This is a genomic window from Microbacterium sp. JZ70, assembly GCF_053903225.1.
The window spans coordinates 2529004-2555012 of sequence record NZ_CP096405.1 but is presented as its reverse complement, the minus strand read 5'-3'; the positions used below and the strand labels follow the sequence as shown (position 1 = coordinate 2555012).

The 26009-nt window shown below is 72.1% G+C and carries 19 protein-coding genes and 2 tRNA genes; 11 read left to right on the top strand and 10 right to left on the bottom strand.

Annotated features, from left to right (window positions below; all coding sequences use genetic code 11):
* Positions 1 to 13: 13 nt before the first annotated feature.
* From M1D46_RS11795 to pepN, 3 genes are all read right to left on the bottom strand, one after another.
* Positions 14 to 436, bottom strand: a complete 423-nt coding sequence (locus tag M1D46_RS11795; RefSeq protein ID WP_456285631.1) for a globin — start codon at positions 434 to 436, stop codon at positions 14 to 16.
* Positions 433 to 1518, bottom strand: a complete 1086-nt coding sequence (locus M1D46_RS11790; protein WP_324014636.1) for a mechanosensitive ion channel family protein — start codon at positions 1516 to 1518, stop codon at positions 433 to 435. The genes M1D46_RS11795 and M1D46_RS11790 overlap by 4 nt, the downstream gene beginning before the upstream one ends.
* Before the next feature lie 69 nt (positions 1519 to 1587).
* Positions 1588 to 4137: an aminopeptidase N gene (gene pepN / locus M1D46_RS11785; protein ID WP_324014637.1), complete on the bottom strand. Its 2550-nt coding sequence runs from the start codon at positions 4135 to 4137 to the stop codon at positions 1588 to 1590.
* 183 nt (positions 4138 to 4320) lie between these two features.
* On the opposite strand from pepN, the gene M1D46_RS11780 reads away from it, so the two are divergent.
* From M1D46_RS11780 to M1D46_RS11765, 4 genes are read left to right on the top strand one after another with little or no spacing between them, the layout of a single operon-like run.
* Entirely contained in the window at positions 4321 to 5523 is a 1203-nt protein-coding gene (locus tag M1D46_RS11780) for a ferrochelatase (RefSeq protein WP_456285630.1), read from the top strand.
* Between the two features lie 41 nt (positions 5524 to 5564).
* Positions 5565 to 6062 carry a ribose-5-phosphate isomerase gene (locus M1D46_RS11775; RefSeq protein WP_271172033.1) on the top strand — a complete coding sequence of 166 codons (498 nt, stop codon included), beginning with the start codon at positions 5565 to 5567 and terminating at the stop codon, positions 6060 to 6062.
* 3 nt (positions 6063 to 6065) lie between these two features.
* Positions 6066 to 7088, top strand: coding sequence for an Fpg/Nei family DNA glycosylase (locus M1D46_RS11770; RefSeq protein WP_456285629.1), 1023 nt, complete (start codon positions 6066 to 6068; stop codon positions 7086 to 7088).
* Positions 7076 to 8590 (top strand): amidohydrolase, encoded by a 1515-nt coding sequence (locus tag M1D46_RS11765; RefSeq protein WP_456287163.1) that lies wholly within the window; start codon positions 7076 to 7078, stop codon positions 8588 to 8590. The genes M1D46_RS11770 and M1D46_RS11765 overlap by 13 nt, the downstream gene beginning before the upstream one ends.
* Before the next feature lie 82 nt (positions 8591 to 8672).
* Here the strand turns inward: M1D46_RS11765 and M1D46_RS11760 are convergent, their stop codons facing one another.
* Positions 8673 to 9158, bottom strand: coding sequence for a Dps family protein (locus M1D46_RS11760; protein WP_271172031.1), 486 nt, complete (start codon positions 9156 to 9158; stop codon positions 8673 to 8675).
* Between the two features lie 183 nt (positions 9159 to 9341).
* On the opposite strand from M1D46_RS11760, the gene M1D46_RS11755 reads away from it, so the two are divergent.
* Positions 9342 to 9881: a gamma carbonic anhydrase family protein gene (locus tag M1D46_RS11755; protein ID WP_456285628.1), complete on the top strand. Its 540-nt coding sequence runs from the start codon at positions 9342 to 9344 to the stop codon at positions 9879 to 9881.
* Here the strand turns inward: M1D46_RS11755 and M1D46_RS11750 are convergent, their stop codons facing one another.
* On the bottom strand, positions 9882 to 12746 hold the full coding sequence (locus tag M1D46_RS11750; protein ID WP_456285627.1) for a helix-turn-helix transcriptional regulator: 2865 nt from the start codon (positions 12744 to 12746) through the stop codon (positions 9882 to 9884).
* A gap of 47 nt (positions 12747 to 12793) precedes the next feature.
* Positions 12794 to 12976, bottom strand: coding sequence for a hypothetical protein (locus M1D46_RS11745; RefSeq protein WP_271172028.1), 183 nt, complete (start codon positions 12974 to 12976; stop codon positions 12794 to 12796).
* Positions 12977 to 13129: 153 nt separating this feature from the next.
* On the opposite strand from M1D46_RS11745, the gene M1D46_RS11740 reads away from it, so the two are divergent.
* The 3 genes from M1D46_RS11740 (at position 13130) to tig (ending at position 14893) form a co-directional block, all read left to right on the top strand.
* Positions 13130 to 13203 (top strand) — tRNA-Gly (locus M1D46_RS11740).
* Between the two features lie 94 nt (positions 13204 to 13297).
* Positions 13298 to 13374: transfer RNA gene (locus M1D46_RS11735), tRNA-Pro, on the top strand.
* Between the two features lie 70 nt (positions 13375 to 13444).
* On the top strand, positions 13445 to 14893 hold the full coding sequence (tig, locus tag M1D46_RS11730) for a trigger factor (RefSeq protein ID WP_456285626.1): 1449 nt from the start codon (positions 13445 to 13447) through the stop codon (positions 14891 to 14893).
* Between the two features lie 60 nt (positions 14894 to 14953).
* Here the strand turns inward: tig and treZ are convergent, their stop codons facing one another.
* Genes treZ through glgX form a run of 3 tightly spaced genes read right to left on the bottom strand, consistent with a single transcriptional unit; the run spans position 14954 to position 21158 of the window.
* Positions 14954 to 16678, bottom strand: coding sequence for a malto-oligosyltrehalose trehalohydrolase (treZ, locus tag M1D46_RS11725; protein ID WP_456285625.1), 1725 nt, complete (start codon positions 16676 to 16678; stop codon positions 14954 to 14956).
* A complete protein-coding gene (gene treY / locus M1D46_RS11720) occupies positions 16675 to 18978 on the bottom strand; it encodes a malto-oligosyltrehalose synthase (protein ID WP_456285624.1) in 2304 nt (767 codons plus the stop codon). The genes treZ and treY overlap by 4 nt, the downstream gene beginning before the upstream one ends.
* A complete protein-coding gene (gene glgX / locus M1D46_RS11715; protein WP_324014653.1) occupies positions 18975 to 21158 on the bottom strand; it encodes a glycogen debranching protein GlgX in 2184 nt (727 codons plus the stop codon). The genes treY and glgX overlap by 4 nt, the downstream gene beginning before the upstream one ends.
* Before the next feature lie 222 nt (positions 21159 to 21380).
* Here glgX and M1D46_RS11710 point away from each other — a divergent pair, with 222 nt between their 5' ends.
* The 3 genes from M1D46_RS11710 to clpX all read left to right on the top strand — a co-directional run bounded on the left by M1D46_RS11710 (position 21381) and on the right by clpX (position 24082).
* On the top strand, positions 21381 to 21974 hold the full coding sequence (locus M1D46_RS11710; protein ID WP_271172023.1) for an ATP-dependent Clp protease proteolytic subunit: 594 nt from the start codon (positions 21381 to 21383) through the stop codon (positions 21972 to 21974).
* A gap of 23 nt (positions 21975 to 21997) precedes the next feature.
* Positions 21998 to 22663 carry an ATP-dependent Clp protease proteolytic subunit gene (locus M1D46_RS11705; RefSeq protein ID WP_271172022.1) on the top strand — a complete coding sequence of 222 codons (666 nt, stop codon included), beginning with the start codon at positions 21998 to 22000 and terminating at the stop codon, positions 22661 to 22663.
* 147 nt (positions 22664 to 22810) lie between these two features.
* Positions 22811 to 24082 carry an ATP-dependent Clp protease ATP-binding subunit ClpX gene (gene clpX, locus M1D46_RS11700; RefSeq protein WP_271172021.1) on the top strand — a complete coding sequence of 424 codons (1272 nt, stop codon included), beginning with the start codon at positions 22811 to 22813 and terminating at the stop codon, positions 24080 to 24082.
* Between the two features lie 51 nt (positions 24083 to 24133).
* On the opposite strand, the gene M1D46_RS11695 is transcribed toward clpX, so the two are convergent.
* Entirely contained in the window at positions 24134 to 25948 is a 1815-nt protein-coding gene (locus tag M1D46_RS11695) for an amino acid transporter (protein ID WP_456285222.1), read from the bottom strand.
* Between the last annotated feature and the right edge of the window lie 61 nt (positions 25949 to 26009).

Sequence of the window (26009 nt, the reverse complement as noted above, 5' to 3'; positions counted from 1 at the left end):
GAGCGCTGACCCGTCAGCGTCCGGGCTGGGGCTCGAACGTGTTCACCATGGCGTGCGCGGCGCGCTCGAGGTAGTCCCAGAGCGTCGCCTCGTGGACAGGCGACAGGCCGAGCTCGTCGACGGCTGCGCGCATGTGGGCCAGCCATCGGTCGCGCGCCTCGGGGTCGATGTGGAACCCGACGTGCCGCATGCGCAGGCGCGGGTGGCCCCGGGTCTCGCTGTACGTCGTCGGACCGCCCCAGTACTGCTCGAGGAAGAGCAGCAGGCGCTCCTTGGCGGGGCCCAGGTCCTCCTCGGGGTACATCGGCTTCAGCACCTCGTCGTCCGCGACGCCGCGGTAGAAGGCGGCGACGAGCCTCTGGAATGTCGGGCGCCCGCCGACCTGCTCGTAGAACGTCCCCACGCCGAGGGGGCGCAGGCTCTTCGGCTCGCTCACGTGTCGGCTCCCTCTTCCTCGTCCTGCCCGCCCTCCTGGCGCCCCGCGGGCGCCGTCGGGCTCTTCTCGTCGCGCGGTCGCGGTCGCCACGTCGGCCTCTCGGGGAGCTCGCTCGTGATCGTCGGCGGGTTCGCCCCGCGCACGCGGAGGGCGCCCTCCGCGCCCTCGAGCGTCGCGCGGGCGATGCCCGTGACGTCGATGCCCTCGGTGAGGAGGACCGCGCGCAGGCGCTCGCGCAGCTCGCGCGCGACGTCGTCCTTCGCGGTCGGCTTGGCCTTGATCACGAGGCGGACGACGAGGGTCTCGCCCTCGAGCGACTCGAGGCCCCAGACCTCCGGCTCGCCGATGACGCGCGAGCGCCAGCGCGGATCGTGCGCGAGTCCGAGCGAGGTGTCGGCGATGAGGCTCTCGACATCCTCGATCACGATGTCCTTCGGGAGGGTCAGGTCGAGGACGACCCGCGACCATCCCTGGGTCATGTTGCCGATGCGCGTGATCTCGCCGTTGCGGACGTACCAGAGCACCCCGTTGACGTCGCGGACGTGCGTGATGCGCACGCTGACGAACTCCACGACACCGGTCGCGAGGCCGAGGTCGACGACGTCGCCGATGCCGATCTGGTCCTCCGCGACGATGAAGATGCCGTTGAGGACGTCCTTGACGATGTTCTGCGCGCCGAAGCCGAGGCCCGCGCCGACGGCGGCGGTGAGCAGCGAGAGCGACGCCAGCACGTCCGGCACGAGGATCGAGGCGACGAGGACGAGCGCGACGACGACCATCGCGATGTTGACGACGTTCGTGAGGATCGAGCCGAGCGTGCGCGTGCGCTGCACGACGCGCACGGATGCGAGCGGCGACCGCTCGAGCGCGCGCGTGTCGTCGACCTTCGCCTTGCTCTTCGCGCCCTCGACGATGCGCTTCACGACGCGTCGGATGACGAGGCGGAGGATCCACGCGACGATCACGCACGCCAGGACGGCGATGGCGGCCTGCACGAGGAGCCAGCCGAACTGCCCCAGCTCGACGAGGCGATCCTGCCACCAGCTGAGGTCGGTAGGGTCCGCTGTCTCGGTCTTCATCATCACCTCGATCGTACGGCGCGAGCCCCGGTGGATCCTCTGGATCGCACCGGGGCTCGCTGTGAGCGGGGGCTACTCGGCGTCGCGCTCCTGCGCGGCGATCGCGCGCTCGACGCCGGCGAGGTTCTCGGCGACGATCCGGCGCAGCGCGGCGGGCGCATCGGCGTGCTCGCCGAGCCACGCGCGCGTCGCCTTGCGCAGGTCGGCGTTCGCGAGCGGCGCGGGGTACAGCAGCTCGATGAGGTACGACGCGATCTGGAACGTGCGGGACTCCCACACGGGGATCAGCATCTCGAAGTACTTCTCGACGAACGGCTCGAGCTGGTCGCGCGTCGCGGGGTGGACGAACCCGAGCGCCGCCGAGCGGATGACGGTGTTGGGAAGCGCGTCGCTGTCGATGAGCGACGCCCACGCGGCGGCCTTCCCCTCGGCAGTCGGGAGCGCGGCGCGCGCCTGGGCGGCGGACTCGGCGCCCTTGGCCGTGTTGTCGGCGGCCAGTGCCGCGTCGATCGCCGCGTCGTCGGCGCGGCCGCCGGCCGCGAGCGAGACGAGCAGCTGCCACGAGAGGTCGGTGTCGATCTCGAGCCCCTCGAGCACGATCTCGCCGTCGCGCAGCGCGCGGACCCGATCCCAGTGCGCGGGCTCGGAGGCGGCGGAGGCGAAGGCCGTCGTCAGCTGCAGCTGGAGGTCGCTGCCGGGCTCGGCGTCCTGCAGGAGCGCCCACAGGCCGTCGGCGACCTTGCGGCGCGTCTCGGTGCGCGACTCGGGCGCGACGTAGCTGTTCGCCGCGAGCTGGAGCTGGGCGAGGGTCGTGCGGATGGTCGTCGACTCGGTCTCGCGGCCGATGTTGCGCAGGACGAGGTCGACGTAGTCGCTCGCTGCGGTCTCGGCGTCGCGCGTCTGATCCCACGCGGCGCCCCAGACGAGCGAGCGGGCGAGCGGGTCCGCGATGTCGGCGAGGTGGTCGATCGCCGTCGCGAGGCTGCGGTCGTCGAGGCGGATCTTCGCGTAGGCGAGGTCTCCGTCGTTGAGGAGGACGAGGGCGGGGCGGCGCATGCCCTTGAGCTGCGGCACCTCGGTGAGGTCGCCGTCCACGTCGATCTCGACGCTGTGCGTGCGCGTCAGGGCGCCGTCCTGCAGGTCGTAGAACCCGATGCCGAGGCGGTGCGGGCGGATGGTCGGGTAGTCCGCCGGGGCCGTCTGCGTGATCGCGAAGCGCGTGATGCGGCCGTCGTGGTCGTCGTCGACGACGGGGGAGAGCGTGTTGACGCCTGCCGTCTCGAGCCACTTGCGAGACCACGGGGCGAGGTCGCGGCCGCTCGTCTTCTCGAGCTCGACGAGGAGGTCGGAGAGGGTGGTGTTCCCGTACGCGTGCTTCTGGAAGTAGGCGCCGACGCCCTGGAAGAACGCGTCGATGCCGACCCACGCGGCCAGCTGCTTGAGGACGGAGCCGCCCTTGGCGTACGTGATCCCGTCGAAGTTGACCTGGACATCCTCGAGGTCGTTGATCTCGGCGACGATCGGGTGCGTCGAGGGGAGCTGGTCCTGGCGGTACGCCCAGGTCTTCTCCATCGCGTTGAACGTCGTCCACGCCTCGGTCCACTCGGTGGCCTCGGCCGTGGCGATCGTCGACGCCCACTCGGCGAACGACTCGTTGAGCCACAGGTCGTTCCACCACTTCATGGTCACGAGGTCGCCGAACCACATGTGGGCCAGCTCGTGCAGGATCGTGACGACGCGACGCTCCCTCACGGCGTCGGTGACCTTGCTGCGGAACACGTACGTCTCGGTGAAGGTGACCGCTCCCGCGTTCTCCATCGCGCCCGCGTTGAACTCGGGGACGAAGAGCTGGTCGTACTTCGCGAACGGGTACGGGTACCCGAACTTCTCCTCGAAGTACGCGAAGCCCTGACGGGTCTTCTCGAAGACGTAGTCGGCGTCCATGTGCTGCCACAGGCTCTTGCGGGCGAAGATGCCCAGCGGGATGACGCGGCCGGACGCCGACGTCAGCTCCGAGCGGGTCTCCTCGTACGGGCCCGCGATGAGCGCCGTGATGTAGGACGAGATGCGCGGGGTGGGCTCGAAGCCCCACGTCGCGTTGACGCCGTCGTCGTGCGGGATGGGCTCGGGCGTGGGCTGATTCGACACGACCTTCCACGACGCCGGCGCGGTCACCGTGAACTGGAACGTCGCCTTGAGGTCGGGCTGCTCGAACACCGCGAAGACGCGCCGCGAGTCCGGCACCTCGAACTGGGAGTAGAGGTACACCTCGCCGTCGACGGGGTCGACGAAGCGGTGGAGGCCCTCGCCCGTGTTCGTGTACAGGCAGTCGGCGTCGACGACGAGCTCGTTCTCGGCCTCCAGGTCGTCGAGTCGGATGCGCGCGTCGGCGTAGGCGGATGACGGGTCGATCTCGCGGCCGTTCAGGGTGATCTCCCGCACGTCGCGCGCGATGAGGTCGATGAAGGTGCTCGCTCCCGGCGTCGCGGCGAATCGCACCACGCTGCGCGATCCGAACACCTCTGCGCCCTTGGTCAGGTCGAGCGCGATCTCGTACGTCTGCGTCTCGACGATCGCGCGGCGCTCCTGCGCCTCGACGCGGGTGAGGTTCTCTCCAGGCACTGTTTCACTCCCATGGGGTAGGGGACGAAAGATCTCCGGGCGCGCGGGTGACGCCTGCGGCAACCTGAACAGCCTACGTGCTCGACGGGCTCCGCTCGCGGGAATCGCGGCGGGACCGCCCGTGACGGGACCCTGAACGCCGCCTGAACACCCTGATTTCTACGCGGGTGCGAAGATGGAGGGGTGACGACGAGCAGCACCCCGACGCAGTCAGCGGTCCCCTTCGCCTCCCCGGCCGCGGCCGGGGGAGGCCCGTTCGTCGAGGTCCCCGTCGCCTACGACGCGATCGTGCTCTCGAGCTTCGGCGGCCCCGAGGGGCAGGACGACGTCATCCCCTTCCTGCGCAACGTGACGCACGGCAGGGGGATCCCCGACGAGCGTCTCGAGGAGGTCGCGCACCACTATCGCCACTTCGGCGGCGTGAGCCCGATCAACGCCCAGAACCGCGCGCTCAAGGCCGCGCTGGAGGCCGAGATCGCCCGGCGGGGCCTCGACCTGCCGGTGTACTGGGGCAACCGCAACTGGGCGCCGTACCTCGATGACGCCGTTCGGGCCGCTCACGCCGACGGACACCGCACCCTGCTCGCGATCGCCACGAGCGCCTACAGCTCGTACTCGAGCGACCGTCAGTACCGCGAGGACTACGCACGCGTCCTCGCCGAGACGGGCCTGGGAACGGGGGACGACCCCGTGACGATCGACAAGGTGCGCCTGTTCTTCGACCACCCCGGCTTCGTCGAGCCCTTCTACGAGGGTGTGCGCGACGCGGTCGCCGGGTTCCTCGCGGACGGCGTGGGCGCCGGGGCGGTGCGCGTGCTGTTCTCGACGCACTCGATCCCGACGGCCGACGCCGACCGCTCCGGTCCGCGCGACCGCTCCTGGCCCGAGGGGGGAGCGTACGCGGCGCAGCACCGGGCCGTGGCGGCGCACATCATGCAGCGCCTCGCCGACGAGATCCCGGCCGCAGCGAGGACCGGATGGGACCTCGTCTTCCAGTCGCGATCGGGCCCCGCGTCGCAGCCGTGGCTCGAGCCCGACGTCAACGACGTGATCGCCGGGCTGCCCGCGCAGGGTGTCGAGGCTGTCGCGATCGTGCCGCTCGGCTTCGTGAGCGACCACATGGAGGTCCTCTGGGACCTCGACAACGAGGCGATGGCGTCGGCCGCGGAGGCCGGCATCCGCGCGGTCCGCACCCGCACGCCCGGCACGCATCCGGCGTTCGTGGCGGGTCTCGTCGACCTCGTGGAGGAGCGCCTGCACGGAACGCCCGCGAGCGAGCGGCCGCACCTGACCGACCTGGGGCCCTGGTACGACGTGGCGCGCCCCGGCGACTGCGAGAACGCGCGGCTGGGCTTCCTGCCGGCCGCGGCGGGCGTCGCGCCCTGACCGTGCACGGGCACCCCCGCAGGTAGGGGAGAATCGTCTCCATGCGCATCCACATCGCGACCGATCACGCGGGTCTCGAGTTCTCGACCCAGCTGCAGCACCACCTCGCCTCCCAGGGCCACGAGGTCATCGACCACGGGCCGGTCGAGTACGACCCGCTCGACGACTACCCCGCGTTCTGCATCCGCGCGGCGCAGGCGGTCGTCGACGACCAGCGCGCCGGCGTCCCCGCGCTCGGCGTCGTCTTCGGCGGCTCGGGCAACGGCGAGCAGATCGCGGCGAACAAGGTCGAGGGCATCCGCGCGGCGCTCGTGTGGAACCTCTCGACCGCCGAGCTCGCGCGCGAGCACAACGACGCGAACGTCATCGCCATCGGCGCGCGCCAGCACACGTTCGAGGACGTCACGCGCTTCATCGACCGCTTCATCCAGACGCCGTTCTCGAACGACGAGCGTCACGTCCGCCGGATCGCGCAGATCGGCGCCTACGAGCGCGACGGCGCCCTCGTCGACGGGCCCGCTCCGCGCACGATGTCCTAGCGGATGCCCGAGGGTCATTCCGTCCACCGGATCGCGCGGCAGTTCGCGCGCAACTTCGTCGGCCGCCCGGTCGGGGCGACGAGCCCGCAGGGGCGCTTCGCGGAGGGCGCGGCCATCCTCGACGGCCGCACGATGACGCGCGCCGAGGCGGTCGGCAAGCAGATGTTCCTCGAGTTCGACGAGGATGTCTGGCTGCGCGTGCACCTCGGCCTGTACGGAGCGTGGGACTTCGCCGGCGAGATCCTCGTCGACCCGACGATCGCGTCCGCGAACGGGCGGATGGGGCAGACGAATCAGCGCGGCACCGACCTCTCCGACGCCGACCGCGTGTTCGACGACGCCGGCGAGAACTCCCTCGCGTCGATCGGCGCCCCGCGTCGCACGCGCGTGCACGTGCGGATGTCCGAGCAGACGCGAGGGCTCGACGAGCCGGACGGCCTGGCCGCCTCCGACGCCGAGTGGCCGCCGCCCGTCGTCGGCCAGGTGCGCGTCCGCCTGCTCACGGAGACGACCTGCGCGGACCTCCGTGGACCCACCGCATGCGTCGTGCAGCGGCCGGACGAGATCGCCCGCGTGATCGCCAAGCTCGGCCCCGATCCGCTCGTCGGCGACGTCGGTGAGGGCGAGGAGCGCTTCCTCGCGGCGGTCCGCCGCCGGAATGTCGCGATCGGCCAGCTGCTCATGGACCAGTCGGTCGTGAGCGGCATCGGCAACGTCTACCGCGCTGAGATGCTCTTCCGCGCGGGGCTCGACCCGCACACGCCGGGGAAGGACATCCCCGAGGAGACGGTGCGCGGGCTGTGGCGCGACTGGGTCGTGCTCCTGCGCATCGGCGTCGAGACGGGGCAGATGATGACCATGGACGGGCTCGAGGGCGACGCCTGGCGTCGCGCGATGGCGAGCAGGGACGACCGCCACTGGGTCTACCACCGCGCGGGCCTGCCCTGCCGGGTCTGCGGCACGGAGATCGTGCTCGAGGAGATGCAGGCGCGCAAGCTCTACTGGTGCCCGACATGCCAGCGCTGAGCCGAGGCGACCGGGTCGACGTCATTGCAGATGTCCGCATCGGGGGCGAGGGGCGCGAGCTGCTCGCCCACCCCGAGTACGACGTCGACGGCGTGTACGACGTGTGGCTCGCGGACGGACGGATCGCCGACATCGCGCCCGCTGGCGCGATCCGCCGAAGCGGCGCGGTGCTCGACGGCGCGGGCGGATGGCTCGTCCCAGGCCTCTGGGACCATCACGTGCACACGCTCGAGTGCGCGCTCGCGCAGGGCACGCCGTCGGTCGAGCACGCCGCGTCCGCCGAGGAGGCCGCGCGCGCGGCCGCGGCCGCCCCGGTCCGAGCAGACGGGCGCCGGGTCGTCGCGCGCCTGCGTGACGGCCTCTGGACGGATGCCGCCGACCTGGGCCTCCTCGACGAGGTGACCGGCGACATCCCGACCTATCTCGTGAGCTCCGATCTCCACGGCGTCTGGCTGAACTCGGCCGCCGCGCGGCGTGAGGGCCTCGCGGCCGACGCCGCGGGTCTCGTGCGCGAGGGCGCCGCCTTCCTCGTCGAGCAGCGTCTCAAGCAGCTCGCCCCGGAGGACGAGGACGCCGCGCTGGACCGGATGCTCGCGGCCGCCGCCGCGAGAGGCGTCGTCGGCGTGCAGGACCTCGAGATCGGCTGGAACACCGATCGGTGGCGACGGCGGATGGCGCGGGGTGACGAGCGCGTCCGCGTGCGCTTCGACGTGTATCCCGACGACCTGGACCGGGCGATCGCGGAGGGACTGTCGACCGGCGAGGCGCTCGACGGGTCGGACCGCGTGTCCTTCGGGATGCTCAAGGTCATCTCCGACGGGTCGCTCGGCACGCGGACCGCCGCGACGAGCGCCCCGTACGCCGACGGCGTCAGCCGCGGGCGCCTGAACGTCGAGCCGCGCGCGCTCATCGAGCTCGTGGCGCGCGCCGCGAGCGCGGGCATCGCGACGACGATCCACGCGATCGGAGACGTCGCGGCCCGGCACGCGCTCGACGCGTTCGCGGCCGCCGACGTGCCCGGGCGCATCGAGCACGTCCAGCTCGTCGCGCGCACCGACATCGCGCGGTTCGCCCGCCTCGGCGTCGAGGCCAGCGTGCAGCCCGAGCATGCCCTCGACGATCGCGAGCTCGCCGGCGTCGAGTGGGCTGCGCAGACGGCGGTCGCCTATCCGCTCCGCGAGCTGGTCGAGGCCGGAGCCTGCCTGTTGCTCGGGTCCGACGCGCCGGTCTCGCCCCTCGACCCGTGGGTCCAGATGGCGGCCGCGGTCTTCCGCACCCGCGACGCGAGCGAGCCCTGGCGGGTCGATCAGGCTCTCGACGCCCGCACGGCTCTCGCCGCCTCGACCGACGGCGGCACGGCGGATCCGGCGCGGGTCCTGCCCGGCGAGCCGGCTGACCTGGCACTCGTCGGGCACGACCCGCTGACGGCGGGAGCCGACGCGCTGCGTGCCATGCCGGTGCACGCGACCCTCGTCGACGGGCGCCTCACGCACCTCGGCTAGGGAGCCGCGCGCCCACCGCGCCGTGACACGTCGAAGGCCTCGCTCCGAGCGGAGCGAGGCCTTCTGACGAGGAGAGCGAGGGTCACTCGGCGATGTGCGCCACGAGGAACCAGCGGTCCTTCTCGAGGCCCGCCTTGATCTCGATGGCGACGTCCTGGCTCGTGAGGTCGACCTCGTCGAGACCGTCGATGGCGGCCTGGAGGTCGGCCAGAACGGCGTCGATGTCGGAGACGATGCCGCGGATGACGGCGTCCGACTGGGCGAAGCCCGCGGGCGCGCCGGTCGTCGGGACCTTGCCGGCGACGGCGGCGAGGCGCGCGTCGATGGGGAGGCCCAGGGCCACGATGCGCTCGGCGGCGAGGTCCGCCCACTCCTGCACGTGGTCGACGAGCGTGTCGAGGAACTCGTGCACGCCGATGAAGTTGGCGCCGCGCACGTGCCAGTGCGCCTGCTTGCCGTTGACGCCGAGAGCCTGGAGGCCGAGGACGACGGGAGAGAGGAACTGGGCCGAGCCGGCGGCGACGGTCGGGTCGGCGGCGGTCGCGGAGATGGTCTGTGCGTCGCTCATGAGGATTCTCCTTCGTCTTGCCGGGCGCGTGTCGCGCCCTGTCGCTGAAGACAACGCTACTCGTCGGCTGGCATTCCGCAAGCAAGCAGAGGCTCGGCTAAATCGCAGATGATCGGGCGAAAGTTAGGCTTGCCGAACCTGGCATCGAATGCGAGAGGGCGCGCGCGGACGTATCGTCGGACCATGAGCGTCTCGCCCCGTGCCACGGTCCTGCCTCTCGACGGCGTGCGGCCGGTCGTCCCGCCCGATGCGTTCCTCGCCGACGGAGCGCGCGTCGTCGGCGACGTCGCGCTCGGCCCTCAGACGAGCGTCTGGTACAACGCTGTCCTCCGGGGCGACACCGGCGCCATCCGCGTGGGCGCGCGCAGCAACCTCCAGGACAGCGTCTCGGTGCACGTCGGCGCCGGCTTCGACACCGAGATCGGCGACGACGTGTCGGTCGGGCACAACGCCGTGGTGCACGGCTGCCGCATCGGCGACCGGTCGCTCATCGGCATGGGCGCCGTCGTGCTGCAGGGCGCCGAGATCGGGGCCGAGTGCCTCGTCGCCGGGGGAGCGGTCGTGCTCGAGGGCACGGTCGTGCCGCCGCGGAGTCTTGTCGCGGGAGTGCCCGCGAAGGTCCGCCGCGCACTCACGGACGAGGAGGTCGCCGGACTCCTCCGAAACGCCGAGAACTACCTCGCGCACGCGGCGCGCCACGAGGCGGCGCTCCGCGAGCGCTGATCAGGGCGCGGTCGCGCCGAGGAGGTCGGCCGCCCGGTGTGCGGCCTCCGTGCGCGTCGCCGCTCCGAGCTTGCGGAGGATCGCGGACACGTGCACGCTGACGGTCTTCGTGCTGATGAACAGGCGCTGCCCGATCTGGCCGTTGCTGAGGCCCTCGGCGACGAGCTCGAGGACCTGGAGCTCGCGCGCCGTGAGCACCGGATCGGCGTGCCCGTCGCGTCCCTGGAGACCGGCCTCGTCGGCCAGTGCATCCAGGTCGCGCAGGACGCCGAGGACGCCGCGTTCGCGCGCGGCCGCGCGTGCGGACGGAACGAGAGCCCGGGCGCCCGCGCGGTCTCCGGCCTCGACCCGTGCCCGCACCTGCTGGGCGAGCGCGTAGGGCAGCAGCCCGACCGGCGCCTCGCGGCCCTCCGCTGCTGCCGCGGCCGCGCGCCATGACGGCTCGTCGTCGGCGAGCTCGGCGCGGGTGAGCGCACTCCACACGCCGTGCGTCGGCCAGCCCGCGAACTGGTCGATCAGGCGCTCGGCGAGCCGGCCAGCCTCCTGCCCGAACGCGTGTCCGCCGCGCCTCCCGGCCAGGCGCGCGACGCGGGCGAACGACCAGGCCAGGGGCACCGCGTTGCCCGAGTTCAGCGCGAGTCGCTCCACGGGCACGGCCCGCACGCCCGCGGCCGCGTCCCACGCGACCTCGGGCCGCCCGTCCGCGAGCGCGAGCTCCATGTCGACGCGCGCCACGGTGAGGAGGGCCTGGATCTCGTTCTCGGCGGTCGAGCGGAGCACGGCTCGGTGCGGTTCGAGCGTCGCGGCCGCGGCGGCGAGATCGCCCCGCCAGACGAGGGACCACGCGCGGACGACCGCGAGGTACGTCACGTTGACCGACGGGGGCGAGGCGGCCAGAGCGCGGTCGATGAGGGCGTCGACCTCGTCCCACCGGCCGAGGCTCGCGAGCGGGTCGGCGGCGTTCGACGCGAGGACGGTGCCCGAGGTGCGCTCGAGGCCGTAGGCCTGAGCCTCGGCCATCCCGAGCCGGGCGAGTTCGAGCGCGCGCTCCGGGTCTCCGGCCCGCTGCGCGAGATCCGACGCGTTGACCCAGTACCGCAGGCGCGCGGCGCGATCGTCGCCTGCCAGTTGCCGTGCCTGCTCGAGCTCCGCCCACCCCGCTGCGAGGTCGCCGCCGTGCGCGAGGCAGAGCCCGGCGACGTTCATCGCGTTCGAGACGAGCGCGGTCGCTCCGAGCCGCTCCGCGACGGCGGCGCCCTCGAGAGCCAGGCGGCGGGCATCGGCGCGCTCGCCGGCCAGCATGAGCCGCCCCGCGAGGGAGATGAGCAGATCGACGCGCAGCTCCTCGTGCCCGCCGATCCGCTCGACGGTCGCGAGGGCGTCGCGATACGCCTCGATGGAGCCCGGACGGGCGGCGTTGGAGAGGGCGCGCGCGAGATTGCGCGTGAGGCGGACGTGGTGGATGGAGTCGGGAGGGCACGCGGCCAGCGCGGAGCGCGACACGGCGATGCTGCGCTCGGTCTCGCCGGCGTTGCGGAGGTAGGTCGCGGCCCTCCCCATGAGCTCGAGCCACGGCATCCCGGCCGTGCTCTCGGGGTCGGGCACGGCATCCCACATCGCGAGCGCCTGCTCGGCGTGCTGCGCGGCGGACGCGTAGGCGGAGCTCGCCCGCGCCTCCTGCATCGCGCGGATCGAGGCGGGGAACGCCCGCGCGGCGTCTCGCGTCGACGCCAGGTGGTGCGCGACGGCCGCTGCCACGCGCGCGCCGGATGAGGCGCGCTCCTCGAGCGCCTCGGCGTATCGCTCGTGGAGGCGCTCGCGCTCGCCGGGAAGGGCGTCCTCGAGGATGGCCTCGCGCACGAGCGCGTGCCGGAACGCGTAGCCGTCGTCCGTGAGGACGAGGAGGCCCGCGTCGAGGGCCTCGCGGAGGGCGGCGTCGCGCGCGGTCGCGTCGAGGCCGTCGACCCTCTCGAGGAGCGCGTGCGCGACGGACAGTCCGCCGACCGAGAGAGCGCGCGCAAGGGCTCGTGCCGGATCGGACAGCCGCTCGTACCGCGCGAGCAGCAGGCTCCGCAGGCCGCCGGGGAGGGCGCGCTCGTCGTCGCAGCCCTCCACGGCGACGAGCTCCTCGAGATAGAAGGGCACGCCGTCGCTGCGGGCGGCGATCGCGTCGAGCTGCGGCCCCGCGACCGCCGTGCCGGTCAGCTCGCCGACGAGCGCGCGGACGTCCTCGCGGTCCAGGCGGCCCAGCTCGACGCGCGTCGTGGCGCGGCTGCGCGCCAGCTCGCCGAGCAGATCGCGCGCGGGGTGCGTGCGGCCGATGTCCTCGGGCCGGTACGTGGCCACGACGAGCAGACGGGCGTCGAGCGAGACCCGCGCGAGGTAGGCGAGCACGCCGAGGCTCGCCCTGTCCATCCAGTGCACGTCCTCGAGGACGAGCACGACCGGCTGCTCGCGGCTCGCCGTCTCGAGCAGATGGGCGAGCGCCTCGTAGGGCTGCTGGCCGGTCGGCTCCGCCTCGCTCGCGAGCGCGGGCGCCATGCCCGAGAGGGCGGCGGCCCCGGGGCCCGCCAGCTCGCGCACGCGGTCGACGCCGAGGTCGGCGATGAGCACCCGCAGCGCGGCGGTGAAGGGCGTGTACGCCTCGCCGACGCGACCGAGGTCGACGCAGTGGCCCACGAGGACGCGCGCGCGGCCGCCGACCGCGGCCGCGAGATCGGAGACGAGCCGCGACTTGCCGATGCCGGCCTCGCCCGAGACGAGCGCGAGCGCGGGCTCGCCGCGCTCGGCGGCCTCGAAGAGCGCGACGAGCTGGGCGTGCTCGCTCTCGCGCCCGACCGTGCGCGGACTGGTCCTGATCGTCACCGCGTCATCATCACACGGACCGTCGACATCGCGGCGGACGGCGGATGTCACGACGAGAGGCGCGGGAGGAGCCGACGCGCCCGGGATGCGCGCCGAGTCGGGATCCGATCGCCCTGTGCGGCGTCGGCCTCGAGTCGCTCGCGGATCGAGCGCTCGCGAGCCGCACGGCGCTCGGCCTCCTCGATCTCGGCGCGGTGGACGGAGAGGCTGTGGAGAGGATCGATGAACATGACTCCACGGTCGTCCCTGAGGCGGCGCCCGAGCATCGGCAGAACGCCGTATTCCCGGGGCCGGACGAGCCGGATGAGGTACCTCAGACCGTGCCGTGTCGGAAGCAGGTGCGCGCGTGGGATAGGATCGTTCACGCTGCCGGACGCAGTTCCGGGGATGTAGCTCAATGGTAGAGCCCCAGTCTTCCAAACTGGTCACGCGGGTTCGATTCCCGTCATCCCCTCCATCTCCTCTCTCGCCGTCCCGGGTGGCGAGTCCCGCCCGATCGGTCGGCTAGACTTTCCGAGGCCGTTTCGTGTTCCCGTGCGCGGGGATATCCGCGGGGCGTAGCTCAGCTTGGTAGAGCGCCCGCTTTGGGAGCGGGAGGCCGCAGGTTCAAATCCTGTCGCCCCGACCAACGGCCCATCCAGACCTCAGCCCGCGTCGCGACCGGCGTGCGGGTCCGTCACAAGGAGAAACGAACCAGCATGGTGAACAGCACCGTCGAGAAGCTCAGCCCGACGCGGGTGAAGCTTCACATCACGGTCAGCCCCGAAGACCTCAAGCCGAGCATCCAGCACGCGTACGAGCACATCGCGCGCGACGTGCAGGTCCCCGGCTTCCGCAAGGGCAAGGTTCCCGCTCCGATCATCGACCAGCGCGTCGGCCGCGGCGCGGTCATCGAGCACGCCGTCAACGAGGGCCTCGACGGGTTCTTCCGCGCCGCCGTCGCCGAGAACGACGTGAAGATCCTCGGGCGCCCGCAGGCGGACATCGTCGAGTGGCCGAGCGACAAGGACTTCTCGGGCGACCTCGTCGTCGACGTCGAGGTCGACGTGCGCCCCGAGTTCGAGATCCCCGCCTACGAGGGCCTCACCGTCACGGTCGACGCCGTCGAGATCGACGACGCGAAGATCGACGAGGAGCTCGACAGCCTGCGCGCCCGCTTCGGCACGCTCGTGCCCGTGGACCGCCCGGCCGCGAAGGGCGACTTCGTCGAGCTCGACCTCGTCGCCAAGATCGACGACCAGGAGATCGACCGCGCCGAGGGCGTGTCGTACGAGGTCGGCTCGGGCGAGCTGCTCGACGGCATCGACGAGGCCGTCGAGTCGCTCACCGCCGGCGAGGAGACCACGTTCCGCTCCAAGCTCGTGGGCGGAGACCACGCGGGCGAGGAGGCCGAGGTCGCCGTGACCGTCAAGGCCGTCAAGGAGCGCGAGCTCCCCGAGGCCGACGACGACTTCGCGCAGATGGCGAGCGAGTTCGACACGATCGCCGAGCTGCGCGAGTCGCTCAAGGAGACGGCCGCGACGCGCGGAGCGTTCTCGCAGGGCTCCGCCGCGCGCGACAAGCTCGTCGAGACGCTGCTCGAGGCGGTCGAGATCCCGGTTCCCGCGAGCCTCATCGAGGACGAGGTGCACCGTCACCTCGAGCAGGAGAACCGCCTCGAGGACGACGAGCACCGCGCCGAGGTGACCGAGGCGAGCGAGAAGCAGTTCCGCACGCAGATCCTCTTCGACGCGATCGCCGAGAAGCTCGACGTGCAGGTCTCGCAGGACGAGTTCACGCAGTACCTCATCCAGGCGTCGGGCCAGTACGGCATGTCGCCGCAGGACTTCGTGCAGGCGCTCCAGCAGGGCAACCAGCTGCCGGCTCTCATGGGCGACGTCGCGCGCAACAAGGCGATCGCGATCGTCCTCGGCAAGGTGTCCGTCGTCGACACCGCGGGCAACCCGGTCGACGTGAGCGACTTCGCGGCCGTCGACGACGAGCCCGAGGCCGAAGAGGCTGCTGCGGAGGAGGCTCCGGCCGACGAGGCTGGTGCGACCGAGGAGGCTCCCGCTGCGGAGGAGGCTCCGGCCGAGGAGGCTCCCGCGGCCGAGAAGAAGCCCAAGCGCACGCGCAAGACCGCGAAGGCGGCCGACGAGGCCGAGTGATCTCAGCGGATCCCGAGGAGGGCGGGTGCTTCGGCACCCGCCCTCCTCGCGTCTGCCGACTCAGATCCGCACGACGGCTCCCGCGCGTGGCGGCACGAGCATCGCGCCGTCGTCGTCATCGAGCGGCGCCGTCGCGAAGACGACGTCCGCGGCCGGCCGGATGCGCAGCGGCGCGTCCGCCAGGTTGACGACGATCTCCAGGCCGCCCCGTCGGAGCCGGATCCAGCGCTCGTCCTCGCTCCACTCCGCCGACACCCGCTCGAGGCGCGGATCGACGAGGTCGGGCTCCGCCCTGCGCAGGCGCGCGAGCGCGCGATGGACGGCGAGGATGCGCGTGTGCCGCGTCGGAGCGCCATCCGCGGGATAGGGCTCGCTCCAGTCGAGCCGCGAGCGCGCGAACGTCGCCGGGTCCTGCGGGTCGGGCACGGTCTCGCGCTCCCATCCCATCCGCGCGAACTCCTCCCTGCGCCCCTCCCTGGTTGCCTCCCCGAGCTGCGGATCGGGATGCGACGTGAAGAACTGCCAGGGCGTGGACGCTGCCCACTCCTCGCCCATGAAGAGCATCGGCGTGAACGGCGACGCGAGGCAGAGGAGCGCCGCGACGGCGAGCAGGTCCTCGTCGAGCGCGGCGGCCAGGCGATCGCCCGTCGCGCGGTTGCCGATCTGGTCGTGATTCTGCGTGTAGGTGACGAGCCGCCACGCGGGAGTGCCGGGCGGAAGGGGGCGGCCGTGGGCGCGTCCGCGGAAGGACGACCACGTGCCGTCGTGGAAGAACCCGCGGGTCGCCGCCTTCGCGAGGGCCGACAGCGGAGCGAAGTCGGCGTAGTAGCCGTGCGTCTCGCCCGTGAGCGCGACGTGGACAGCGTGGTGGTAGTCGTCGCTCCACTGCGCGTGCACGCCGTACCCGCCCGCCTCTCGGGGCGAGATGAGGGTCGGATCGTTGAGGTCCGATTCGGCGATGAGCGTGAGCGGCCGACGCAGGTGCGCGCTGAGCGCGTCGACCTCCTCGGCGAGCTCCTGGAGGATGTGCGTCGGGCTGTCGTCGACGAGCGCGTGGACGGCGTCGAGCCGGAGGGCGTCGACATGGTGGTCCCGCAGCCACATGAGCGCGTTCTCGACGATATGCGCGCGCACGGCGGGCAGGCGCAGGTCGACGCCTGCGCCCCACGTGTTCTCGTCGTCCTCGCGCAGGTACGGCCCGAACCGGGGGAGGTGGTTGCCGCTCGGCCCGAGGTGGTTGTAGACGACGTCCTGGATCACGCCGACGCCCGCGGCGTGGCAGGCATCGACGAACCGCTGGTAGGCGTCCGGGCCGCCGTAGCTCTCGTCGACCGCGTACCAGAGGACGCCGTCGTAGCCCCAGTTGCGCGGGCCGTCGAAGGCGTTCACGGGCAGGAGCTCGACGAAGTCGACGCCGAGGTCGACGAGGTGTGGCAGACGCGCCGCGGCGGCGTCGAGCGTCCCCTCGGGCGTGAACGTGCCCACGTGGAGCTCGTAGATGAGGCCGCCCGCGAGCTGCCGGCCCGTCCATCCGCTGTCCTGCCACGCGTGTGCCGACGGGTCGTGCACGCGGCTGAGCCCGTCGACCCCGTCGGGCTGCCAGCGCGAGCGCGGATCGGGCAGGGGCGTGTCGTCGTCGTCGAGCAGGTAGCCGTAGGCGGCGCCGTGCCGCGGCTCGGCATCGGACGTCCACCATCCGTCGGGCGCTGCTCGCATCGCGAGCCGCGATCCGTCGAGCAGGAGCGTCGCGGTCCGCGCGTGCGGTGCCCACACCTCGAAGCTCACGGCGCCTGCCTCAGGAGCAGGGCGACGGGGTAGGTGCGCAGAAGCTCGGCGAGGAGGACGGCACCGCCCTCGGTCTCGGCGCCGGTGAGGGCGTCCGCGTATCGGCCGGGAGGCAGGAGCACGGATGCGCTGCCCCATCCGCCGGCGCGGGCGAGGCCGATCGGGAGGCGGGTCGCGATCGCGACGGCCCCGCCGCGGTCGAAAGCGATCGCGTGCCGCCCCGTGTCGCCGATCACGGTCAGCGGCGCGTAGCGCGTGAAGAGCTCGGGTCGATCGCGTCGCGCCCTCAGCGCGCGCGAGGTGACGAGCAGCTTCGCCGCGCCGCTCTCGTCGAGGGGCGGCGGCGGCCCGGCATCGAGCTGCGCGAGCAGGGCGCGCCGCTCGCCGAAGTCGACGGGGCGCCGGTTGTCGGGATCGACCAGCGAGCGGTTCCAGAGCTCCGCGCCCTGGTACACGTCGGGCACGCCGGGCATCGCGAGCTGCAGCAGCTTCGCGGAGAGGCCGTTCGACCAGCCGGCCGGGCGGATGGCGTCCACGAGGCCCTCGAGGGCGGCGGCCGCCTCGGGGTCGTCGAATGCCGCGTCGACGAGGGCGTGGAGCCGCCCCTCGAAGTCCGCGTCGGGAGAGCGCCACGATGTGCCGGTCGCGGCCTCCCGTGCGGCCTTCTCCGCGTAGGCGTGAGCGCGTTCGCGGGAGACGGGCCACGCGCCCGCGAGCGTGCTCCACAGGAGCGCCGCGAGCGGGGCGTCGCCCAGGGGAGCGCGCGCGAGAAGCGTCGCGAGGGTCGTGCGCCAGAGCTCCGGCACCTCGGCGAGCGCATCGATCCGCGCGCGGGTGTCCTCGCCCCGCTTCGTGTCGTGCGTCGAGAGCGTCGTGAGCGATGCGGGCGTGCGCGCCTGACGCTCGATCTGGCGCCGGTGGAACTCGGCGACGTCGATCGCGAACTCCGAGGGATCGCCGCCCACCTCCGCAAGCGAGGCGAGTCGCGCGACGCGGTAGAACACGGTGTCCTCGACGCCCTTGGCCATCACGGCGCCCGAGGTCTGCTGGAGGCGCGCCGCGGCGGGCTCCGCGGGGTCGGAGAGGACCGGGAGGAGCGCCTCGACGGCCGCCACCAGGTCGGGCCGTCTCCGCGCCGCCTCGGCGACGGCGGCGTGGAGGTGCTCGGCTCCGGCGGGCAGATATGACCGGTACACGGGGAAGCAGGCGAGGATCTCGGCGAGCGCGTCGGCGGCGTCCGCGCCACCGGGCAGGGCCCGGTCCGGCAGGAGCCGCACGAGCCGACGCACCTCGGACGCGAGGATGCCGTCGGCCGCGGCGCGCTTGCCGTCGTGGACGAGGTCGTCCCACGCGGCGCGCGAGCCGCGCAGCTCCTCCTCGAGCGCGTCGAGCTGGGCGCGGCCGGCCGGGTCGACGAGCACGCGATCGACGTCTCCGAGCGCCTCGTACCCGGTCGTGCCGGCCGTCGCCCAGTGCGCGGGCAGGTGCTCTCCGGCCTCGAGGATCTTCTCGACGACGACGTAGCGGCCCCCGGTCGCGTCCGCGAGGCGCGCGAGGTACCCTCCCGGGTCGGCGAGGCCGTCCGGATGGTCGATGCGGAGCCCGTCCACGAGGCCGTCGCGGAGCCAGCGGAGGATCTCGGCGTGCGATGCGTCGAACACCCACGGCTCCTCGACGCGGATCGCCGCGAGCGAGGAGACCGCGAAGAACCGGCGGTAGTTCAGCTCCGCGTCGCCGCGCCGCCAGTCGACGAGCTCGTAGTGCTGGCGGCCGTGCACGGTCTCCGGATCGGCGCCGTCGTCGGCCGATCCCGGGGCGAGGGGGAATCTCTGATCGCCGCAGCGCAGCTCGCCGTCCTCGATCCGAAGCGGAGGGCTGTCGTCCCCGAGCACGGGCAGGCGCACGCGTCCGCCGCCCGCGGCCCAGTCGATGTCGAACGCATCCGCCCACCGGGACGCCCGGCCGTGCGCGAGGACATCCCACCACCAGGGGTTGTTCGCCGGCGTCGCGACGCCCATGTGGTTCGGGACGACGTCGACGAGCACGCCGAGCCCGGCCTCCCGTGCGGCCGCGGAGAGACGGGCGAGCCCGTCGGCTCCGCCGCGCAGCGGGTCCACGCGCGTGTGGTCGACGACGTCGTAGCCGTGGTTCGAGCCGGGTTCCGCCGCGAGCAGGGGCGAGAGGTAGAGCCAGTCTGACCCGAGTGCGCGCACATACGCGACGGCACCCGCCGCGTCATCGAGGTCGAAGTCCGCGCTGATCTGCAGGCGGTACGTCGAGCGCGGCGTTCGCGGGGTCACGCGCCGTCCTCTTCCGCGGCGCGCTCGAGCCGGAGCCGCACCGATGCGGCGGGGGAGTGATCGGGCGACTCCTCCGGTGCACGGTGCTCGCGGAGCACGAGCATCGAGCGGGCCGTCACGGCGAGCGACGACCCCGCCGCGCGCGGCGTCGGATCTGCGCCGTCCGCGGTGTCGAGCACGATCTCCCACTGGGGGCAGTACTCGTCGGGCGGCAGCGTGAACTCCACCTCGCTGTCATGCGCGTTGAAGCAGATGAGGAAGTGCACGTCGACGATCCGCTCGCCGCGCGGGCCGCGGCCGCCGATGCCCTGCCCGTTCAGGAAGACGCCGAGCGAGCGCGCGTACGCGGTCTCCCAGTCCTCGGGCTCCATGGGGTCGCCGCCGGGGCGCAGCCACACGATGTCGGGCAGGGGGTCGCCCTTGCCGCGGCGGACGGGCCGCCCGTCGAAGAACCGCAGTCGTCGGAACGCCGGGTGCCGCCGGCGCAGGCGCGACACGGCGGCCGTGAACTCGATGAGCGGGCCGTCCGCCTCGTCCCAGTGCACCCACGTGAGCTCGCTGTCCTGCGCGTAGCCGTTGTTGTTGCCGCGCTGCGTGCGTCCGAGCTCGTCCCCGTGGGGAAGCATGGGAACGCCCTGCGAGAGCAGGAGGGTCGCGAGGAAGTTCCGCTGCTGGCGCGCGCGCAGCTCGAGGACAGCGGGGTCGTCGGTCGGTCCCTCGACTCCCAGGTTGTACGAGCGGTTGTGGGACTCGCCGTCGCGCCCGCCCTCCCCGTTGGCCTCGTTGTGCTTCTCGTTGTACGACACGAGGTCGTTGAGCGTGAACCCGTCGTGCGCCGTGACGAAGTTGATCGAGGCCGACGGGAGCCGTGCCGATGTCTCGTAGAGGTCGGCCGACCCGGTGATGCGCGACGCGAACTCGCCGAGCGTCGCGGGCTCGCCGCGCCAGAAGTCGCGCACGGTGTCGCGGTACTTGCCGTTCCACTCCGTCCACTGCGGAGGGAAGTTGCCGACCTGGTAGCCGCCGGGTCCGACGTCCCAGGGCTCGGCGATGAGCTTGACCTGCGAGACGACCGGGTCCTGCTGCACGAGGTCGAAGAAGCTCGACAGCCGGTCGACGTCGTAGAACTCGCGCGCGAGCGTCGCCGCGAGGTCGAAGCGGAAGCCGTCGACGTGCATCTCGGTGACCCAGTACCGGAGCGAGTCCATGAGGAGCTGGAGCGCGTGCGGGTTGCGCACGTTGAGGCTGTTGCCCGTGCCGGTGTAGTCCATGTAGAAGGACGGGTCGTCGTCGACGAGCCGGTAGTACGCGCGGTTGTCGATCCCGCGGAACGACAGGGTCGGGCCGAGGTGGTTGCCCTCCGCGGTGTGGTTGTAGACGACGTCGAGGATGACCTCGATGCCGGCCGCGTGCAGTGCGCGGACCATCCCCTTGAACTCCTGGACCTGCGCGCCGGCGTCGCCCGATGAGGAGTACTCGTTGTGCGGCGCGAAGAAGCCGAGGGTGTTGTACCCCCAGTAGTTGCGCAGGCCCCGCTCGATCAGATGGCCGTCGTGCACGAACTGATGGACCGGCATGAGCTCGATCGCGGTCACGCCGAGCTTGCGCAGGTGGGCGATGACGCTCGGATGGGCGATGCCCGCGTAGGTGCCGCGCTGCGCCTCGGGGACGTCGGGGTGCAGCGCCGTGAGGCCCTTCACATGCGCCTCGTAGATGAGCGTGCGGTCGTACGGGACGGACGGCGGCCGGTCGTCCCGCCAGTCGAAGTACGGGTTGACGACGACCGCGAGCAGCGTGTGGCCCGCGGAATCGGCCTCGTTCGGCTTCTCCGGGTCGTCGAAGTCGTAGTCGTAGAGCGACGCGTCCCAGTCGACCGCACCGGAGAGCGCCTTCGCGTACGGGTCGACGAGCAGCTTGTGCGGGTTGCACCGGAGCCCCTGGGCGGGGTCGCGCGGCCCGTGCACGCGGTAGCCGTAGCGCTGGCCGGGGCCGACATCCGGGAGGTACGCATGCCAGACGAACGCGTCGACCTCGGTGAGCTCGACGCGGGTCTCGGCCCCCGCATCGTCGAAGAGGCAGAGCTCGACGCGCTCGGCGACCTCGCTGAAGAGGGCGAAGTTCGTCCCGTCGCCGTCGTACGACGCTCCGAGGGGGTAGGGGTTTCCGGGCCAGGTGTTCATGCGCGCCTTCCTCGCGGTCCGGAGGCTCCCGGGGCGGACCCCTCCGTTGATCCGCGCCGATGCCGCCACGCTAACGGGCGCGACGTGCCGGAGGGAAGGGCTTGCGGAAGGGCGGTCCGACAGGGCATGCGACACCCGATATGCCCAGGGCGAACACGACCGGACCGCTGAAACGGCGCCGGTAGGGTCGATCTCGACGCATCACCGAAATGGAGTGATTTCATGGCCGAACCGCTGATGGCACAGAGTGTCTTCGACAGGCTTCTCAAGGACCGCATCATCTGGCTGGGCTCGGAGGTGCGCGACGAGAACGCGAACGAGATCTGCGCGAAGATCCTCCTTCTCGCCGCGGAGGACTCCGAGAAGGACATCTACCTCTACATCAACTCGCCCGGCGGCTCGATCACGGCCGGCATGGCGATCTACGACACCATGCAGTTCGTGCCCAACGACATCGTCACGGTGGGCATCGGCATGGCCGCCTCGATGGGGCAGCTCCTGCTCACGAGCGGGACGAAGGGCAAGCGGTACATCACGCCCAACGCACGCGTCCTGCTGCACCAGCCGCACGGCGGCTTCGGCGGCACCGCGAGCGACATCCAGACGCAGGCCGAGCTCATCGTCTCGATGAAGAACCGCCTCGCCGAGATCACCGCGGCGCAGACCGGGAAGACCGTCGAGCAGATCAACGAGGACGGCGACCGCGACCGCTGGTTCACCGCCGACGAGGCGCTCGAGTACGGGTTCGTGGACCACATCCGCGAGCATGCGGCGGACGTGACGGGCGCGGGCGGCACCGACCGCGACGCGCAGTGAGCCGAGAGACGAGGACGCACACGATGAACACCCCCTACACCGGCGCGGCGACGCCGCAGGGCTTCCAGCTCCCGAGCAGCCGCTACATCCTGCCGCAGTTCGAGGAGCGCACGGCATACGGCTACAAGCGCCAGGACCCGTACAACAAGCTCTTCGAGGACCGCGTCATCTTCCTGGGCGTCCAGGTCGACGACGCGTCGGCGGACGACGTCATGGCGCAGCTGCTCGTGCTCGAGAGCCAGGACCCCGACCGCGACATCATCATGTACATCAACTCGCCCGGCGGCTCGTTCACGGCCATGACGGCGATCTACGACACGATGCAGTACATCTCGCCCCAGATCCAGACCGTCGTGCTGGGTCAGGCCGCCTCGGCGGCGGCCGTGCTGCTCGCGGCCGGCGCGCCGGGCAAGCGCCTCGCGCTGCCCAACGCGCGGATCCTCATCCACCAGCCCGCGGTCGGCGAGTCCGGCCACGGGCAGGCGTCGGACATCGAGATCCAGGCGGCCGAGATCCTGCGCATGCGCACGTGGCTCGAGGAGACGCTCGCGAAGCACTCGAACAAGTCGCAGGCCGAGGTCCACAAGGACATCGACCGCGACAAGATCCTGGGTGGCACCGAGGCGGTCGAGTACGGCCTCGTCGACCAGGTCCTCACGTCGCGCAAGCGCACGCCGCTGACGAAGTAGGACGAGCAGGATCCTGCAGGATGCCCCGGTCGCGCGCTCGCACGGCCGGGGCATCCCGCATCCATGCCGCGTCGGACGGCGTCGGTGTCGGCGGCAGCGGTTAGGCTCGAAGAAGACCCCCTTCCGGGACCCAGGAGGAGAAGGACCATGGCTCGCATCGGTGAGAGTGCCGACCTGTTCAAGTGCTCCTTCTGCGGGAAGAGCCAGAAGCAGGTCCAGCAGCTGATCGCCGGACCCGGCGTCTACATCTGCGACGAATGCGTCGAGCTCTGCAACGAGATCATCGAAGAGCGGATGGCCGAGTCCAACGCCGACGGCGGGGTCGCGGAGTTCGACCTGCCGAAGCCGCGGGAGATCTTCGGGTTCCTCGAGGAGTACGTCGTCGGCCAGGAGCCCGCCAAGCGCGCGCTCGCGGTGGCGGTGTACAACCACTACAAGCGCGTCCGCGCGCGCGGCGAGATCAAGACGGCCGAGCAGAAGGCCGAGGACGTCGACATCGCCAAGAGCAACATCCTCATGCTCGGGCCGACCGGGTCGGGCAAGACCTACCTCGCGCAGACGCTCGCGAAGCGGCTCAACGTCCCGTTCGCCGTCGCCGACGCGACGGCCCTCACCGAGGCGGGCTACGTGGGCGAGGACGTCGAGAACATCCTCCTCAAGCTCCTCCAGGCCGCCGACTTCGACGTCAAGCGCGCCGAGACCGGCATCATCTACATCGACGAGGTCGACAAGATCGCCCGCAAGGCGGAGAACCCGTCGATCACGCGCGATGTGTCGGGCGAGGGCGTGCAGCAGGCGCTCCTGAAGATCCTCGAGGGCACGGTGGCGTCCGTCCCTCCGCAGGGCGGGCGCAAGCACCCGCATCAGGAGTTCATCCAGATCGACACGACGAACGTGCTGTTCATCGTGGCCGGCGCGTTCGCCGGGCTCGAGGACATCATCTCGGCGCGCGTCGGGCGCCACGGCGTCGGGTTCGGCGCCCCGCTCCAGGACAAGCGCGACGACGGCGGGCTCTATGCGGAGGTGCTCCCGGAGGACCTCCACAAGTTCGGGCTCATCCCGGAGTTCATCGGCCGCCTTCCCGTCATCGCGTCGGTCGGCGCGCTCGACCAGGAGGCGCTCATGGAGATCCTCACCGTCCCGCGGAACGCGCTCGTGAAGCAGTACCAGCGGATGTTCGAGCTCGACGGCGTCGCGCTCGACTTCGAGGAGGACGCGCTGCGCGCGATCGCCGACCTCGCCGTCGGGCGCAAGACGGGAGCCCGCGGGCTGCGTGCCATCCTCGAGGAGGTGCTCGGGCCGATCATGTTCGAGATCCCGTCCACTGACGACGTCGCCAAGGTCATCGTCACCCGCGCCGCCGTCGAGGAGGGCGCGCCCCCCACGGTCGTGCTGCGGCAGCGCAAGAAGAGCGCGTAGCCGAGCGGACGCCTCCGGGCCGGGGATCGAGGATCCTCGGCCCGGAGCCGCTCAGCCCACGTGGACGTCGGGGCGGAGCCGCCGCTTGGGCTCCACGCGCCGCAGCACCTCGCGCGTGACCGGCGCGATCTCGCCCGTCCCGAAGACGAGGAAGCGCAGCATGTTCGACGCCGGATTGCCTTCGCTCCACTCGAAGTAGACGTCGGGGACGACGCCGGTCTCGTCCCGGATGGCGAGGAGCACCGCGGCGATCGCGTTCGGCACGCTCGTGGCATGGACGCTGAGGATGCGGTGCCCCGCGTGCTCCTCGCCGCGGACGACGAGGTCGTCCTCGAAGTCCGACGAGTCGCCGAGGATGACCTGCAGGAACACCACCTGCGCCGAGCGGGGGATGCCGTTGAAGCGCCGCTCGTTGCGGAGCTTGTCGGCGAACTCGGCCGCCGTCCCGGAGCCCGGCTCCTTGGGCACGACGCGGATCGCACCGTGGTGCTCCGCGTCGTGACGGACGAACGCGAGGGCCGCCTCGTCGAAGACGACCGAGCGCGCGCGGAGCTGGAACGACCGCGGGATGCGCGACAGCACGGACACCGTCACGATGCCGAGGATGAACAGGGCGGCGATCTTGACCCCGTCGGGCCGCTCGACGACGTTGACCGCGGTCGTGGCGAGGAACACGGCGGCGATGACCGCGTAGCCGGCGGCCGCGCGCGGGTGCCGCCGCCGACGCGCGGACAGCGCCACCGCGATCGACGCCGAGGTGATGAGCACGAGCACGCCGGTCGCGTAGGCGCCGCTCTGGGCGTCGACGTCGGCCTCGAAGGCGAGCGTGACGGCGAACGCGATCGCGGTGAACACGATGACGAGGGGGCGCGTGGCGGCCGCCCAGCGCGGGGCCATGCCGTAGCGCGGCAGGTAGCGGGGCACGAGGTTCAGCAGGCCCGCCATCGCCGACGCGCCCGCGAACCAGAGGATGAGCACGGTCGCGATGTCGTAGGCGGTGCCGAAGCCCTCCCCGAGCAGGCCGTGGGCCAGATACGCGAGCGCCCGGCCGTTCGCCGAGCCGCCGGGCGCGAACTCCTCCTGGGGGATGAGCAGCGTCGTGACGACGCTCGAGCCGAGCAGGAACGCGCTCATCGTGAGCGCGGCGGCCGTGAGCAGCTTGCGGGCCCCGCGGATGCGGCCGACCGGCCGCGCCTCCGTGTCGCCGCGGATGCCGCGGATCTGCGGCATCACGGCGACGCCCGTCTCGAAGCCGGAGAGGCCGAGCGCGAGCTGCGGGAAGACGAGGAGCGCCACGGCGATGGCCGCGAGCGGGCTCCCGTGCGCGGTGGTGAGCGCGGCCGTCCAGTCGCCGACAACCTCGGGACGTGCGGCCACCTCGGCGAAGGACACGAGCACGACCACCGCGTTCAGCGCGAGGAAGACCCCGACGAGCGCCACCGCGATCGAGATCGCGCCGCGGAAGCCCTTGAGGAACACCGCCCCCAGGAGCGCCACGAGGAACAGGGTGATCGGGATCTCCATCCCCTCCCATTCGTCCGGGGCGAACGGGTTCTCGACGATGTGCGCCGTCGCGTCGGCGGCCGACAGGGTGATGGTGATCATGAAGTCGGTGGCGGCGAAGCCGAGCAGGACGAGCACGAGGAGCTTCCCGCCCCACCAGGGAAGGAGGCGCTCGAGCATGGCGATCGACCCCTCGCCGTGCGGGCTCTCCTTCGCCACGCGCCGATAGACCGGCAGGGCGCCCAGCAGCGTGACGAGGATGAGCACGAGCGTCGCGATGGGGGAGAGAAGGCCCGCGGCGAGGGCTGCGATCGCCGGCTGGTAGCCGAGGGTCGAGAAGTAGTCGACGCCCGTGAGGCACATGACGCGCCACCACGGCGCGCCCCTCCCGGAGTCGATCTCCGATGTGGACTCCCCGGTGACG

Bases quoted from the DNA above. Each gene is read 5' to 3' on its own strand.
- M1D46_RS11790 (WP_324014636.1), bottom strand. From the start codon at position 1,518: ATGATGAAGACCGAGACAGCGGACCCTACCGACCTCAGCTGGTGGCAG.
- M1D46_RS11775 (WP_271172033.1), top strand. From the start codon at position 5,565: ATGCGCATCCACATCGCGACCGATCACGCGGGTCTCGAGTTCTCGACC.
- M1D46_RS11770 (WP_456285629.1), top strand. From the start codon at position 6,066: ATGCCCGAGGGTCATTCCGTCCACCGGATCGCGCGGCAGTTCGCGCGC.
- M1D46_RS11765 (WP_456287163.1), top strand. From the start codon at position 7,076: ATGCCAGCGCTGAGCCGAGGCGACCGGGTCGACGTCATTGCAGATGTC.
- M1D46_RS11760 (WP_271172031.1), bottom strand. From the start codon at position 9,158: ATGAGCGACGCACAGACCATCTCCGCGACCGCCGCCGACCCGACCGTC.
- M1D46_RS11755 (WP_456285628.1), top strand. From the start codon at position 9,342: ATGAGCGTCTCGCCCCGTGCCACGGTCCTGCCTCTCGACGGCGTGCGG.
- M1D46_RS11745 (WP_271172028.1), bottom strand. From the start codon at position 12,976: ATGTTCATCGATCCTCTCCACAGCCTCTCCGTCCACCGCGCCGAGATC.
- tig (WP_456285626.1), top strand. From the start codon at position 13,445: ATGGTGAACAGCACCGTCGAGAAGCTCAGCCCGACGCGGGTGAAGCTT.
- glgX (WP_324014653.1), bottom strand. From the start codon at position 21,158: ATGAACACCTGGCCCGGAAACCCCTACCCCCTCGGAGCGTCGTACGAC.
- M1D46_RS11710 (WP_271172023.1), top strand. From the start codon at position 21,381: ATGGCCGAACCGCTGATGGCACAGAGTGTCTTCGACAGGCTTCTCAAG.
- M1D46_RS11705 (WP_271172022.1), top strand. From the start codon at position 21,998: ATGAACACCCCCTACACCGGCGCGGCGACGCCGCAGGGCTTCCAGCTC.
- clpX (WP_271172021.1), top strand. From the start codon at position 22,811: ATGGCTCGCATCGGTGAGAGTGCCGACCTGTTCAAGTGCTCCTTCTGC.
- M1D46_RS11695 (WP_456285222.1), bottom strand. From the start codon at position 25,948: ATGTGCCTCACGGGCGTCGACTACTTCTCGACCCTCGGCTACCAGCCG.